This window comes from Pseudomaricurvus alkylphenolicus (assembly GCF_011683955.1).
Taxonomy (GTDB): Bacteria; Pseudomonadota; Gammaproteobacteria; order Pseudomonadales; family Cellvibrionaceae; genus Pseudomaricurvus; species Pseudomaricurvus alkylphenolicus.
Window position 1 is genome coordinate 13,182 of the sequence record NZ_JAAQPI010000032.1, and the last position, 14,122, is coordinate 27,303.

General features: G+C 50.9%; 12 protein-coding genes. 2 read left to right on the plus strand and 10 right to left on the minus strand.

All coding sequences use genetic code 11. The features are described from left to right. Positions 1–22 precede the first annotated feature (22 nt). The gene (locus HBA55_RS35690; protein WP_167000707.1) at positions 23–2,458 is read right to left on the minus strand and encodes a TonB-dependent receptor domain-containing protein; all 2,436 of its coding nucleotides are present in this window, start codon (positions 2,456–2,458) and stop codon (positions 23–25) included. A gap of 289 nt (positions 2,459–2,747) precedes the next feature. Then, positions 2,748–3,749: a helix-turn-helix domain-containing protein gene (locus HBA55_RS38125; protein WP_167000709.1), complete on the minus strand. Its 1,002-nt coding sequence runs from the start codon at positions 3,747–3,749 to the stop codon at positions 2,748–2,750. Between the two features lie 480 nt (positions 3,750–4,229). Here HBA55_RS38125 and HBA55_RS35700 point away from each other — a divergent pair, with 480 nt between their 5' ends. After that, the gene (locus HBA55_RS35700) at positions 4,230–5,105 is read left to right on the plus strand and encodes a substrate-binding periplasmic protein (protein ID WP_167000711.1); all 876 of its coding nucleotides are present in this window, start codon (positions 4,230–4,232) and stop codon (positions 5,103–5,105) included. Between the two features lie 25 nt (positions 5,106–5,130). Here HBA55_RS35700 and HBA55_RS35705 read toward each other — a convergent pair whose 3' ends face one another. The 5 genes from HBA55_RS35705 to HBA55_RS35725 all read right to left on the minus strand — a co-directional run bounded on the left by HBA55_RS35705 (position 5,131) and on the right by HBA55_RS35725 (position 9,959). Next, complete coding sequence (locus HBA55_RS35705) at positions 5,131–5,766, minus strand: TetR/AcrR family transcriptional regulator (RefSeq protein ID WP_167000713.1); 636 nt, start codon at positions 5,764–5,766, stop codon at positions 5,131–5,133. A 277-nt stretch (positions 5,767–6,043) separates the two neighbouring features. After that, positions 6,044–7,192 carry an acyl-CoA dehydrogenase family protein gene (locus HBA55_RS35710; protein ID WP_240946460.1) on the minus strand — a complete coding sequence of 383 codons (1,149 nt, stop codon included), beginning with the start codon at positions 7,190–7,192 and terminating at the stop codon, positions 6,044–6,046. 70 nt (positions 7,193–7,262) lie between these two features. Continuing rightward, complete coding sequence (locus HBA55_RS35715) at positions 7,263–8,465, minus strand: acyl-CoA dehydrogenase family protein (protein WP_167000715.1); 1,203 nt, start codon at positions 8,463–8,465, stop codon at positions 7,263–7,265. Between the two features lie 107 nt (positions 8,466–8,572). Continuing rightward, entirely contained in the window at positions 8,573–9,553 is a 981-nt protein-coding gene (locus HBA55_RS35720; protein ID WP_167000717.1) for an AraC family transcriptional regulator ligand-binding domain-containing protein, read from the minus strand. Between the two features lie 61 nt (positions 9,554–9,614). Further along, the gene (locus HBA55_RS35725; protein WP_167000719.1) at positions 9,615–9,959 is read right to left on the minus strand and encodes a DUF4405 domain-containing protein; all 345 of its coding nucleotides are present in this window, start codon (positions 9,957–9,959) and stop codon (positions 9,615–9,617) included. 220 nt (positions 9,960–10,179) lie between these two features. Here HBA55_RS35725 and HBA55_RS35730 point away from each other — a divergent pair, with 220 nt between their 5' ends. Next, positions 10,180–11,028 (plus strand): helix-turn-helix domain-containing protein, encoded by an 849-nt coding sequence (locus HBA55_RS35730; protein WP_167000721.1) that lies wholly within the window; start codon positions 10,180–10,182, stop codon positions 11,026–11,028. Positions 11,029–11,032: 4 nt separating this feature from the next. Here the strand turns inward: HBA55_RS35730 and HBA55_RS35735 are convergent, their stop codons facing one another. From HBA55_RS35735 to HBA55_RS35745, 3 genes are read right to left on the minus strand one after another with little or no spacing between them, the layout of a single operon-like run. Next, on the minus strand, positions 11,033–11,746 hold the full coding sequence (locus HBA55_RS35735) for an SDR family NAD(P)-dependent oxidoreductase (RefSeq protein WP_167000723.1): 714 nt from the start codon (positions 11,744–11,746) through the stop codon (positions 11,033–11,035). A 15-nt stretch (positions 11,747–11,761) separates the two neighbouring features. Then, positions 11,762–12,877, minus strand: a complete 1,116-nt coding sequence (locus tag HBA55_RS35740) for an acyl-CoA dehydrogenase family protein (RefSeq protein ID WP_167000725.1) — start codon at positions 12,875–12,877, stop codon at positions 11,762–11,764. A 38-nt stretch (positions 12,878–12,915) separates the two neighbouring features. Beyond that, positions 12,916–14,100, minus strand: coding sequence for an acyl-CoA dehydrogenase family protein (locus HBA55_RS35745; RefSeq protein WP_167000727.1), 1,185 nt, complete (start codon positions 14,098–14,100; stop codon positions 12,916–12,918). Positions 14,101–14,122: the final 22 nt, after the last annotated feature.

Genomic DNA, 14,122 nt, shown 5'->3' on the forward strand with positions numbered 1-14,122 from the left:
AAGGGAGCGAAGGGAGAGACGTTTAAAGCTCGTAACGCAGGTTAATACCCACCGTGCGTGGACGGTTGATGTAGGACAGATTGGTGGTGCCACCCACCCCGACCATCAGATTCGACTGTTCGGCGATTTCATTGGTCAAGTTGGACACATAGGCTGTGACGGCCCACTGTCCGGCTTGCAGACCGACACGCAGGTTGGCCAGACCATAGCCATCCAACTCGGCGTCACGATCGTTGATGGCTTCCATAAACCGGTTATCGGTATACTGATAGCCCAGGTGGGCAACCAGCGCCATATCCCTGTCCGCTAATGGGTAGTAAACGTCGGCGGCCAACGAATAAGCGTATTTGGGCACGTTGGGCAATTCGTTGCCCTCGGCGACGATATTCTCCGGGCGCCCCAACAGTTCGCGAATAAAAGCTGCATCGGGTGTCTCCCAATTTTGGGCGTCGTCAAACTCGGCCACGGTGTAGTTAGCAGCACCACTCAACGTTAACCAATCGTTGACCCGATAGAGGGCATCGACCTCAAAACCATGGGTGGTCGCGTCGCCGGCGTTCTGGAACAAGGCACCAGCACTGGTGCTTACCAAGGTTTGAATATCACTGTAGTCATTGACATAAACCGACCCGTTGAGCACCAAATCACCGCCCAACAATACACTCTTGATGCCCAGCTCATAGGCCCACACTTCATCCTGGCCATAGCCGATTTGATCGGTACTGACTTCCGGCGCCTGGGCTACCACAAAGGAGGAGTTCAGGCCGCCGTTGCGAATGCCCTTGGTGGCCGAGGCATAGGCCAATATATCTTCGTCCAGCTGATATTCCACCGCGAACTTGGGCAGGATCTCGCCGTCGACTTCATTGGTGACTTCCTTAATGTCGGCAAGGCCAAAGAAACCGAAGTAGGTGCCACCATCGAGCACCATTGTAGCTACGCAGGGATTAATACCAAACACCGGTGCGGCTGGGAAGTTGCCCAGGGCATCGGCAACACAGAGGGCGATCGCGGGATCGCCAAGTAGTTTGGGATCAGCAACCGGGCTGACTTGCTCCTCATCCAGCCAGCGAGCACCGGCGATCATGGTCAGCTTGTCATTAATCTCGTAATTCGCCTCCAGGAACACCGCCTTTTGCTCGCGGTTTGCTGGCGACGCTTTCTCGGAACCAAAGAAAAGATCATCACCGGTCAGGGAAATCGCGGCAATTTCCTGAGATCTGGCCACTGCCGTCTGACTGTACTCTGCATCTTTATAGAACAGTCCACCGGTAAAGTTCAGCGGGCCGTCAAAATTCGTGAGGATGCGAATTTCTTGGGTAAAGTTATCTTCCTCAGTAAAGTTCTCTGTCACCACGGTGCCGTTGATACCGTACAGCGCTGGCAGAGAGCTCTCTGACTGAGCAAAGTCGTAGCCGAGATTTTGACGTTCGCGTTGATAGAGTCCGGTCACACTGGTGACCGAGAACTTACCGAAGTCGTAGCTGACATTAAGGCTGTAAAGTTCATACTCATCGGTACCAAAACTGTCGGTAGGCAGTGCGGAAATAGTGTAATCATCACCGGTATCATCTACCAGCCAGTCACCGCCAATTTCGTCATCCGCAAAGTGAGCGGCAAAACGAATGCTCAACTCTTCCGATGGTTGGGCCAGCACCACCAGACGGCCACCTTCACTTTTATAGCTATTAACGTCGTCGCTGCCGGTCAGGGCATTGTCGATAAAACCTTCATCGTCGCGCTGGAAACCAGTCAGTTTAATACCCAGTACATCCGGAATAATGGTCAGGTCCAGTACGCCATTAACGGTGTGGTTATTGCCACCGCCATCAACACTGGACACATCTGCACTGAATTTGCCACCAATACCCTCTTGCAATGAGGGGTCAGCACTGAAATAACGCACGGTTCCGCCCACCGAACCTTCACCAAAATAAGTGGGCTGCGGCCCTTTCAACACCTCCACGCGATTAAAATCAAACAGATTGAAGTCGCGCTGGCTTGAGTTAGGGCTGGAGACGGGAATATCATCCACAAATTGGGTGATCAGCGTTTGAGTGCCGAGAATATCCAGGGTAGAGCCACTGACCAGCTTGGAAATACCTCGAATAGACATTTCGTTGCGATTGGGTCCGCGGTCGCTAAAGTCCAACCCCGGCGTGCGGCGGGCGATGTCCTCAAAATCGATCATACCGGCCCGTTCCATGGCATCTCCGCCAAAAGCGCTGATGCTCTGGCCGATGTCCTGAGCACTTTCTTCTTTAAAACGGGCTGTTACGATGATTTCCTCTAGCAGGAAGTTATCTTCACTGTCATTGGCCATGGCTGGAGTCATGGCGGCACCGGACAACACAACGGCGCCGGCGGTGGCTCGAACAGCTGTGCGGATATGGGCTGCCAGTGGCTGTCGGCAGAGACGACCACCGGTACAGGAAAAGGCGTTTACGTCTTGACTCACAATAGATTCTCCTCAAGGGATTATTATAGTTGTTACCCAGGCTCTGAACGAAAGTACATACCCGGGAAACGGGATCGAGGCCTGTCAAACGGACTACAACTGACCCTTCGAGCTATGGTAAGGCGCCTTTACAGGCCGCGGGTGGGCAACTGGCACTCAAAGGTGGGCATTCGGAACTTTCTAAGTCAAACGGATCAAAAGCAAGAAAAGGAGGCGGTATTAATAACGCAATCGCCTAAAGATACAGACTACTATTTCTGTTATTGATATGTGTTAGCACCGGCAGGCCCTAGTATTCCTTCGGGGTAACACCAAAATGGCGCTTGAACACCTTGCTGAAGCTGCCCCGGTCCAGATAGCCCACCCGTTCAGCCACCTGGGCCACCGGCATTCCCTGGCGAAGCAGGCTACCGGCCTGGGACATGCGCTGCAACAGCAGGTACTCATTCACAGTGGCGCCATAGAGCGCTTTGAAGCCCTCGGTGAGTTTACGGCGGTTTAACCCCGCCCAGCGACTCAGCTCTTCCAGGGTCAAGGCACTGGCATACTCGGACTCCAGGCGCTGTTTCACGGCATTTAGCTGGGTGATTTCCTGCTCCCGAAAGCGCAAGTCGGGGGATTGATTGCCACTGGCCAGCGCCTGCAGCGCGACAAATAACAATTCCTTGGCCTTGGCCTGGGCCAATAGCACACAGAAGGGGTCTTCTGTCGGCAGATCCAGCAGTTCCCTGGCAACCCGGTAAATAGCCGCATTGACGTCAATGGCCACCACGTGGGAGGCCGCCTTCTGCGCCTCCCCCGCCGCCAATAACGGGCTCAGGGCCTCACAGGTTTGGCTGCCAAGCAAGTTTAACAGCCACTCGGTCTTGAACGTCAGCGACAGGCTAGCCAGCTGCGCTTGTCCTGAGACATTCATGGAATACTTGAGCCCCCGGCCGAAGTTCAGGAACGAACAATCGGCATTGCCACTATGGCGATCGTAGTCGGTGAAGGACTCCACCAGATCGCCCTGCAGACGAACCCGGAAAATACACCAGTCGCAAGCATCGTACTCCAGGTGGGTGGCCTGAGCCTTGGGGTTACCGCCCCCCCTGTTCACCGCCAGGTAGCAGTCTTTTTCCAGCAGGTACCAGTCGGTGGTGAACGCTCCCTTGTACTCCATTCGCAGGATGCGGGAAGCCTGCTCGGTCTGCGCCAGCGCCCACAAGGGATCGAAGGACTGGCCTAAATCTATGGTCTCACCTTGCAGAATTGCCCCGGGCAATCCTGAAGTTTCAAGATCGTAGGACACACAGGTTATGCTACCTTCCCGGTGGAATTCCAGTCCTGGAAGTAAGTTGTCTTTATTAGGTTGACCCGGCGGGTTCGTAGGACCTGAACCTGACATTTTAAAACGCTCTGCAATATATACCCCGCATTAACTATACCCGAACCAGAAGATGCCATCCACACGACTAACCACGACATGTATTTAGGACTATCAGTGGTGATGCACTTCAGATTTGAATCCGCGTCATCAATAAGTGAGACGGGAGTAACTAAACCATACGCAAGAGTATGATCGCAACCCGGTGCCAGTGTATCCTTTTGCGTTATGGCATCGTCCAGACGTCTTTCCAGTCCGAACGAAGCCGGATGCTCTCTCCGACAATTACCGTGACTTTTGTCGGCTTTAGACACTCAGTCACTGCAATACAATAGGCGTAAACGAGAAGAGCACGAACTTTTTGATGTGACGATTTTCAATAGCGGACTACCGGAGGCTCACGCCATGGCCGAAAGCTGTATTGAAGAGATCTTTGTTGAAAGAGCAAGGTGTGCATCGAAACCGACTACTGCGTGGCCGGTGCAGTGGTGCCTGGTCCTGGCAATCATTCTGAGCTTTGCGCAGTTGACTGCTGCGAGTCCAGAACAACGGTGTACCCGCCTGAAAATAAGCGCCGCCAGCTGGCCGCCGGTATTTCAACCCGCCACGGACAATCGCCCCGCCTCCGGCGTCGGTTGGAAGCTGCTGCAACAGATCCAGCGCTCGCTGGCAGTGGACGTTGAGCTGCTCAGGGCTGAACCCTTCGCCCGAGAGCTTCATCTTCTGCGATCGGGACAGAGAGACGCGCTGATCAGCCTCTACCCGATAGGCAGCCGCCGCTCGGCCTTTGACTATACCCTCCCCTATTTCACCGAGCCACTCTATGTCTATACCCGCGAGCACGATCAACTGAGAATTGCAACGCTAAGCGATCTGGATGGACTCACCGGCTCGCGCATACGCGGCTCCAGCCTGGGCCAGCGGCTGGATGATTACTTCGCTCGTCATCAATCCCTGATTCCAATCAACCACAACCGCCAGTACGTTACCTTGCTGCTGGCCGGGCGTACGGATTTTTTCATCAACTCGCCGACAACCTCCATGGAGTTGATCGCCGAACAGCAGGCAACGCACCTGATCCGGCGCAGTCGTAACGCCATCGCTTGGGCAGAGGTCGCCATGGCCTTCTCTTTGCGCTCCCCGTGTCGTCGCCTGATACCGGACATCAATCGTTTGATCAGCCGTCATTTTCAGCCTTTGGAGTCTTCCTCCGTAGTACAGATCTCATGGATGCCCATAGGGATAGGAATCCAAGAGAAATCCACAGCGTCAGTCGAGTGACGATTCCAGACCGTCGTCAGCATATCTACACCACTGGCGCTTGCAAACCCGCCGCATTGTAGTCCAGGTACGTCTCGCCGAGCCTGTCCAGGCCGCAGCTGACATCCCCCATATAGGAATTTTCGAGGTTTTTGTAGTCGGCCATCCCCTGAATAATGCTGGTAACGCAGAAGTTCCAGCGCTGCTTGAGTTGCCTTGGCGGTACATGGGGCAAAGCGGTCATCAGGAGTTTGGAAAAGCGCTTCATGGCCCGATCGGCAAAGCGATGCAGGATATCCCGAATTTCCGCCCCGCCTTCCATTTCCATACGGGCGATAAAACGCACCGCGTGATAGCCCCACTCCTCCTCTTTCAACAATTTGAGATAGGGAGCGAGAAAGGCATCGACAATTTCGCGAACACTGGGGTTCTTCTGGGCCTCAATGGCCAGAAACGACTCCTCGCGAGCCAGTTCAAACCATTCCTGGAAAAACGCCACTACCGCTTCCACCAGGCCAATCTTGCTGCCAAAGTGGTAATGCAGGGCGGAGTTGTTCTTTGCTCCGGCCGCACGATTGATCATGCGCAGGGAGACGGCGTCGATGCCCTGCTCGGCGAAGAGTTTAAGGGCAGCGAGGATCAGGCGCTGTTTGCTGAGCTCCGAGGGGCTGAGGGCCGCCATAGTTCCGATCCTGTCAAGTCAGACAATTAAATCACTCGATTCATTCAAGTGACTTAATATGAACAATAACCAGAAACTGATCAAGAAGCAAGAAGGGGCAAGGAAAAGCCTGCGCAGGTGCTCCCTCCAACCACCTTAGTAATCGGCCTAATATTGAGTTATGTTTTCTACGCGGAGGGCTGGAAGGCCGGTGGTAATTGGCCGGGATGCGACAGAACCTTTCTCTCCCCCTACAGACTTAAACCCAACTCAAGTCGATTTCCCAGCAGCTCTAGCTTTAATTTAACAACAACGGCGCCAGGCGTTTGCGGTGGTGGGCAGAATCACCAAACTGCTGCTGACTCCACTGCGCACGTCGGATATACAACTGCGCATCACATTCATAGGTAAAACCCATGCCGCCGTGAAACTGCACTGCACGGTCGCCCGCCATCAACAAGGCATCATTGGCGGATGCCTTGGCCATGCGGCAGGCGATTTCCAGATCGCGTTCAATTTCCCCTTTGCCTTCTTCAAACAGCGTTGCTGCGTGATAAACCTGAGAACGTGCGCCTTCCAGCTTAATAAGAATATCAACACTGGGGTGTTTTAATGCCTGGAAAGAACCAATCGGCTTGCCAAATTGCTTGCGCGTGTTGAGATAATCAACAACAAGATTTAAACAGGAAGACGTGGTACCCACAGCTTCCGCGGCCGTCAGCAACGCGCCAATCAATTTAATATCGGCAAGTATTGCCTCGACATTATCCGCCGCAAGAACGGCATCGGCCGAAACAGTAACACCGGTAAAATCAACTTTAGCTGAGCGCTTGGTTTCATCAATTAAGGCATGGGCTTTTATCGCACCCTCAGATAACTGATTACGCTCTACTAGCACAAAGCGGGCACTGCCCTGATATTGGGTGAGGATGATAAACAGCTCCGCAGTCGCGGCATCATCGACAAACCACTTTTCACCCGTTAATACCAAATCATCAGAAAGCTGGTGAGTGGTATTGTCTGCACCCCAATCTTCGTTATCCAATAACGCAAGGGTCGCTATCTGGCCCTCTACCATTTTCGGCAACCAGCGCTGCTGTTGCTCGGGGCTCGCCGCGCGCAACAGTAGCTGGGCTGCCAAGGTACAGCTGATAAACGGTGTAGCCGAAAGATTACGGCCCATGCTTTCTACAATGGGAACTACCGCTTCGATGCCCAATTCTGAACCACCAAAAGCCTCGGCTATGGCAATTCCGGTCCAGCCCAACTCTACCAGCTGTTGCCAAACATTGTCTTCATAACCCTGAGCGGATTCCAATAGCTTTCTCACCTGCTCAATAGACGATGTATCCTGACAAAAGCTACGGGCGCTTTCCAAAATCATCTTTTGTTCTTCACTAAAGCGCATGCTATAGGATTTATTTTCTTCGTATCTTACAAAACCCATATTAATTCTCCTGACTCTTGTCTCTGCTGACTTGTCTCTGCTGACTTTTCGCTACTACTCTTTTCTATAGCTACTTGGGCAAGCCGAGCGCATGCTCTGCGATGATGTTTGTTTGAACCTGGCTGGTACCGCCGCCAATGGTGGCCGAGAAGTTATTAAAGTAGCCGTGCTGCCAAATAGCACCATCCAAGGCATCATTATCGTGAATATAAAGACCACCCTTCGCGCCCTGTAAACTCACCGCGTACTGACGCATACGTCGGCAAAGTTCAGTGGCTTCCAGTTTTCCAGACAACATCAGTGACAAGGGGTAATCCGTACAAAGGTCCGGTAGCTTTCCGCGAGTATTATTCAACTGCAGATTTTTTTCCTCCAGGATAAACTGCACCAGTTGATCCTGAACAACAGGGTCTTCCAATAACGGCTTACCATCGCGCTGAATCGAGCGGCAGGTTTCGATAAGGTCGTCGCTGGAGATAGAGGTAAGACAATAGCTGGTCGCCTGACCTCCCTCAACACTACGCTCATACTCCAAGGTTCGCATGGCCAGTTTCCAGCCCTCGCCTTCCTCACCCATTAAGCATTCTGCCGGGATACGGGCATCATCAAAGAAGGTTTGCGCAAAACCGTACTCACCGGTGATTTTCTGAATCGGTGAGGTGGTAATGCCAGGCGCCTGCATGGGGGAGAGAAAGAATGACAAGCCAGCGTATTTGCTCTTGGCCTCAGGATTGGTACGGGCCAACAGAATCATATATTTACCGTAGGGACCGTGAGTCGTCCAGATCTTGCTGCCGTTAATCACATACTCATCGCCATCGCGTACAGCACGGGTTTGTGCGTTACCGAGATCGGAGCCGTGATCCGGCTCTGAGAAACCCTGACACCAGATATCCTCGGCGGTAAGAATGCCTTTAATGTATTTCTGTTTCTCGGCCTCGGTGCCCATTTCCAAAATCAGAGGACCTGCCCAACCTAAACCAATGGTGTTAAAAATAATCGGCGCTTTATGATTTGCCAGCTCTTCATCAACGATATCTTGATAAACCTTAGGCATGCCGCGGCCGCCGTACTCTTGTGGCCAGGACATACCCAAATAACCGGCTTCGTAGACTTTACGCTGCCAGGCCACTAAGAATGCCAGCTGCTCATCAGTACCCACTTCCATAAAGGTTAATGGCAACAGGAAACCGGGGTCTTCAGGAATATTATCTTCTAGCCAGGCACTAACTTCTTGTCGAAACGCCGCTAAGGTATCTGGATCGGTATTCATCTTTAGCCTCTATTGATTATCTTTGAGTGCATAAGATGATAGTCAGTCGTCGATGAGTGCGCTTCTGAATTGGTGCCACGGACTTTTCATTTGGCGCCAGAATAGACTTAGGAGACAAAATCTCTAGGAGAACAGCCATGCCAACCCTTAAAGGCCGTAGAGAAAGAAGAGATATTGGCGTAGCCGAGCATGAAGGCGATTTCAGTCACTGGTATTTGTTTATCGGTCAATAGACGCACGGCCATTGCCGAACGCAATTCCTGCACGACATTGGCAAACACCTCATTGCGCTCGGATAACCGACGTTGCAAAGTCCGACGTGATATCGCCAGCTCGTTAGCAATGGTGTCAATGGTCATCTTACCGGATGGCAGTGCTCTGACAATGGAGCGCCTCAGTCGTCGCATAAAACCATCGCTACTGCCCTTCTCAATAATACTCAGCAGATTGTTTTCAGCGACTGGGGACTTTTCATCCCACACTTTGATAATCGGCCACACCAGTGCCTCCGCAGGATAAAACAGACCACAGAAAGGCTGGTCAAACACCAATTGCCCCCCAAACACCTGTCGATGGACTGTCGTATCTTCAGGCTCTGGATAGTTAAAATAAACCGTGGGAACGGGTACCGGGCGATAACATACCGAATTAAGCAGACACTGGCTTGCACTTAACATCATATCGGCGATATACCGGCCACTTACCGCCATCGACACTGTGGGGCGCCACTCGGTGCAAAGCATATCCCCATCCCTGACCACCACAGTTTCTCCAATGCCAGCCGTGGTTAATGGCGCGCTGGGTATCATATGCAGCCACTGACGAAAATGACTGCAAATAGCAGAGAGATACTTTAACAGGCTTGCCTGGTTAAGAAAGTTGGCTCGACCGGCCCACAAACCAATATCCTCGCTGCCCGCTAACTTGGCTACCTGCTTTGTCAGATGATAAAGCGAATCAACCGGCATAAATGCATCTGGCTTTTCCAGCCAAATGGGATCTATATCTGCGCTGGCGATAAGCTGGTCACGGTCAACCCCCAGATCATCTGAGAGCTGTAAAAACAGCTGTGCAATTTCTGTAGACACAGTTTCCTCCGATACGGTTATTTCAGGGGCTATTATTCCGGAATCAGTGCTCCTTAAAGCTCTACAACCCCTTCTCCTCGGCCTCTCTCGCAAGCTCATCTAAAGGCTTGGCAATAGTCTCCGGAATAGCGTTATTCAAAGCCACTCCGTAGAGCAAAATGAGCACACACACTAAAAATGTACCCGCAGTAGCTACAGGCTTTGACCTGATGTATTGCAATAGCGCCCGATAGTTATAACTAAGGTGGCCCACAACGGAAACAATCATAAGCAAACCAAAGAGCTTATGAACAGGGTGCATCTGCATGGTAAATGAGGGCTTCTCTATGACAAACATCATCAAGCCAGATGTTGACATGGCTACAAATGAAACAAACAACGAAACTGCAAATATCTTTCTAGTCATATTCGACCCCTGGGGATTCCTGTCACTCAAGCGAGTCATGTTAAAACTATAGATCAGTTGATGGAGATAAAATACAATTGCTTGACCAACCAATCAATAACTTGATATAGTCTAACACATGCTCAAGTAACTCCGTAAGGAGCAGGAGGACTTGAAGACGTAAATAGGACTGGCGATAATCACCGCTTATCTTTAACAGCAGCCTAAGCGAATTTGGTGTATGCCCAGCTCCTCCGATCAAAACCCAAAAGACGATCTTCCCTTTGCGCGACTGCTAAGATTCTGGCGCGACACTTATCAACTCAGCCAGGAACAGCTAGCTGAAGCTCTGGGCTCATCAACACGGCATATCAACCGCCTTGAGAACGGCCATGTGCATCCCAGCAAGGATATCGTAGGTAAAATCGCCAAACAGTTTTCGCTTCGAGAGCGGGATAGTAACTATCTGTTACTGTCTGCGGGTTACCGCCCGGCTTCCAGCAAGTTGGATTTTAATTCGCCGACATTAAAGTGGTTACGTAAAGCAGTGACCCTATCTTTGAAGGCTCTGAATCCTTACCCAAGCATTCTGCTCGATGGCGCTTTCAATATTGTTATGGTCAATAAGGCCTGGGTAGGCTTGTTTCAATCGACAGTAGAACCCGCCGAGTTACAAAACATTAAAAACTATATTGATTTTTTCTATGCCCATATAGTCACGAGCATTGATGATGAAGAGTGCTCAGATGCGCAATCACTGATGGCTATGTGGTTGCAACAAGAAGTTATTCTCGATAACGATGATGAAAACAGGCAACGGCTCAATAACCTGTTATCACAGCCACAAATCCCGAAAAATTGGAAGCAACGCGCAGCAGCTCTCGACCCTATGAGCAGTTTCCGCATCAAGCTTAACGTCAATGGCAATGACGTACACTTTTATCACGTTGTTCAAACGATTGGCGCTATTGGTCCGGCCGCCTATGTTTCCGAACCGCGCCTAAGCATTCACACCTATTACCCTGTCGACGACCAAGATGTGTCGAGTTTAACCGCGGGTGATTTGCAACACCCGCTGCTACACGATTAACGGGTTATCGCAGTAACACACCGCCATCCACAGGAATACTGACGCCCGTAATATAGGCTGCCAGCGGTGACGCTAAAAACACGGCTACCCCACCGATATCTTGCGGTTGCCCCCAACGATTCATGGGCACGTTCGACAAGAGCTTTTTCTCAACCCGGGGATCCTCCTGAAATGAACCGGTCATTCGGGTTTGTATATAGCCCGGAGAAATAGCATTAACCCTTACGCCTTTTCGTGCCCATTGATCAGCCAGGGCACGAGTTAATCCCAGAAGGCCGGCTTTACTGGCTGTATACGCCGGTGTGTCCCGCAGGGATAAATAGGCAGACAAGGAAGCGATATTAATAACAGAGCCGCCCCTCGCAATCAGTGTTTCAGCATAAAGCTGACACAACTCCATTACCCCATTCAAGTTCATTTCAATGGTCTTGCGAAAGACCTCGCCCTCATACTCATTGGACTGCACAATACCCGCATTGTTAACCAGCACATCTATTTCGGCGATATTCCGATATAAACCATGCTGGCCTTCAAGAGTTGATAAATCCGCTTGGTGATAAGTAAATTGACCTAAGTCGCCATCGTAATCACTGGCTGTTGGTCGCGTACCGGTGATATGCACTGAAGCACCCGCCGCCAGAAAGCTGCGAGCAATCCCCAAACCAATCCCTTGGGATGCTCCCGTCACCAGTGCCACTTTGCCTGTTAGATCAATCATAGTTATTCCCTCTCTTTAAAACCCGCGCAACGTTGCAAAACGATCACGGTGATAGGCAGATGATCCATACAAGTATTCCGTCACTCGTGCTCGCTTAATAAAGAGCCCTGCATCATGTTCATCCGTCATACCAATTCCCCCATGAAGCTGAATGGTTTCATTGGTAATATGCTGTAAAGTGTCACCCATCAGAGCTTTTGCTTGCGAAGCAAGCACTGCCACTTCAGGGCTATCTTCATCCACTGCCTGTAACGCCTTTTCAACAACACTGCGCGCCAGCTCAATTTCGATATACATCTTTGCCGCACGATGCTGAAGTGCCTGGTAGCTGCCAATAATTTGACCGAATTGCTCGCGAATCTTTAAGTACTCCAGCGTCATCTCAAATGCGGCTGTGGCTGTACCTAACATTTCGGCGGCCAAACCAATGCAAGCCCGATCTAGCACTTTATCCAGTAACGCACAGCTTTCATCGCCTAACTCCAGAAGTGCATCGGCTGGCACTGAGATATTGTCAAACGCTATATTGGCGTGATCACGGCTATCAATCAGCTGCAAAGGTTTGATTTCAATATTTTCTGCGCTGACAAGAAACAACCCCAATCGATTGCTATCTTCTGTACGCGCGCTAATAAGTAAAGCGTCAGCACTACCCGCCTCAGCGACGTGAATTTTCTCGCCACTCAGCAACCAACCATCAGCATGTTGCTTAGCGACGGCACTCACAGCTTGAGGATTGTGGTGATGATTTTCTTCCAGCGCCAAGGCGACTTTTAATTCGCCCAACGCGATCGCCCGTAGCTTCGCTTGACTGTAATCCGTTTGCTGGCAGAGTGTTAATGCAGAAACAGCAATCAATCCTGTCGATAAGAGTGGTGAGGCACACAGATGATGACCGGCTTGTTCAATAATTAAACCCAGTTCAGTTATGCCTAATCCGCTTCCTCCCAAGTCTTCAGGTACCATAATACCAGGCCAGCCTAAGGCGGCCATTTCTTGCCAGGATTCATGACCGCTGACACAACTTTGCTTATCTCGCTGGGCACGAAAATGTGTAATCGACGCATTATCCACCAACCATTCCCGAGCACTGTCTTGGAATATTTGACGACTTTCTTTATCCAGATTCATTAACTTTCTCCAACTTTCTCCGCTACTGCCTCACAATGCTATCGAGGGTCCGGTAAACCTAAAATCCGCTTGGCGATAATGTTCAGGTTTATTTCTGAGGTTCCACCTTCAATGGAATTCGCTTTTCCTCGCAACCACCCCTTAACTTCTGTGATTTCCTCTTGAGTAAAATCGTCACCCTCCCAAGCCAAACCTGCCGCCCCCATGGCCTCAATCGCTAACTCTCCGCGTTTATGATTGATATCTGCCATAGCGACCTTCATCACGGAGGTAGGTGCTCCTAAACCAGAACCATCAACATCTCGCTCCATACGTTCAATCAAAAGCCCTAAGGCTTCATTCTGCATGGTCTGTAGAGCTATGCGTGAACGTAAATCCGGATCGATCTTGCCTGTTTCGCTATCCGCATATTGCAGGGCCAAATCGTGTAGCTGTATATCGAAAGATTTGTTAAGGAACTTGCCGACGCTTTGGCGCTCGTACTGAAGTAGTCGCTTGGCAATACTCCAACCCGCATTCACTTCTCCTACCAGGTTTTCAGCCGGCACTTTTACATCATCAAAAAATGTCTGGCAGAAAAGCGAAGTACCGGAGATTAATTTGATGGGTTGCCGCTCTACCCCATCACTTTCAAGATCAAATAACAGGAAGGAAATTCCCTGATGCTTGGGTGCATCAAAATCGGTTCGCACAAGACAAAAAATCCAATCCGACTGATCCGCTTCTGATGTCCATATTTTGCTACCATTGACAACAAAATGATCTTCTTTGATCTCCGCCTTGGTTCTCAAACCGGCCAGATCACTTCCAGCGCCGGGTTCCGAATATCCCTGACACCAGCGAATCTTTCCCTTAGCTATATCCGGTAGAAAGCGCCGTTTTTGTTCTTCGGTTCCAAGTTCCAATAAAACAGGTCCCAGCATCCATACACCAAAACTCATTAAAGGAATCCGCGCATTGATACGTTCCAGTTCCTGTTCAAGCACTTGGGCCTGCTCAATACCCAGCCCTGCGCCACCATACTCTTGTGGCCACATGGGTACCGTCCAGCCCTTATCGATCATACGGTCCAGCCACAATTTGGTGTCTGGATTGACAAACTTGGCATTACGCCCACCCCAGGGGGTCTCTTCATCAGGCATCGGTGTGCGCATAGAAGCCGGACAATTCCGCTCCAGCCATGCTCTAACCTCTACACGAAACGAATTCAGCTCAGTCGTCATTGATAGAACCTCTTTACTTCAA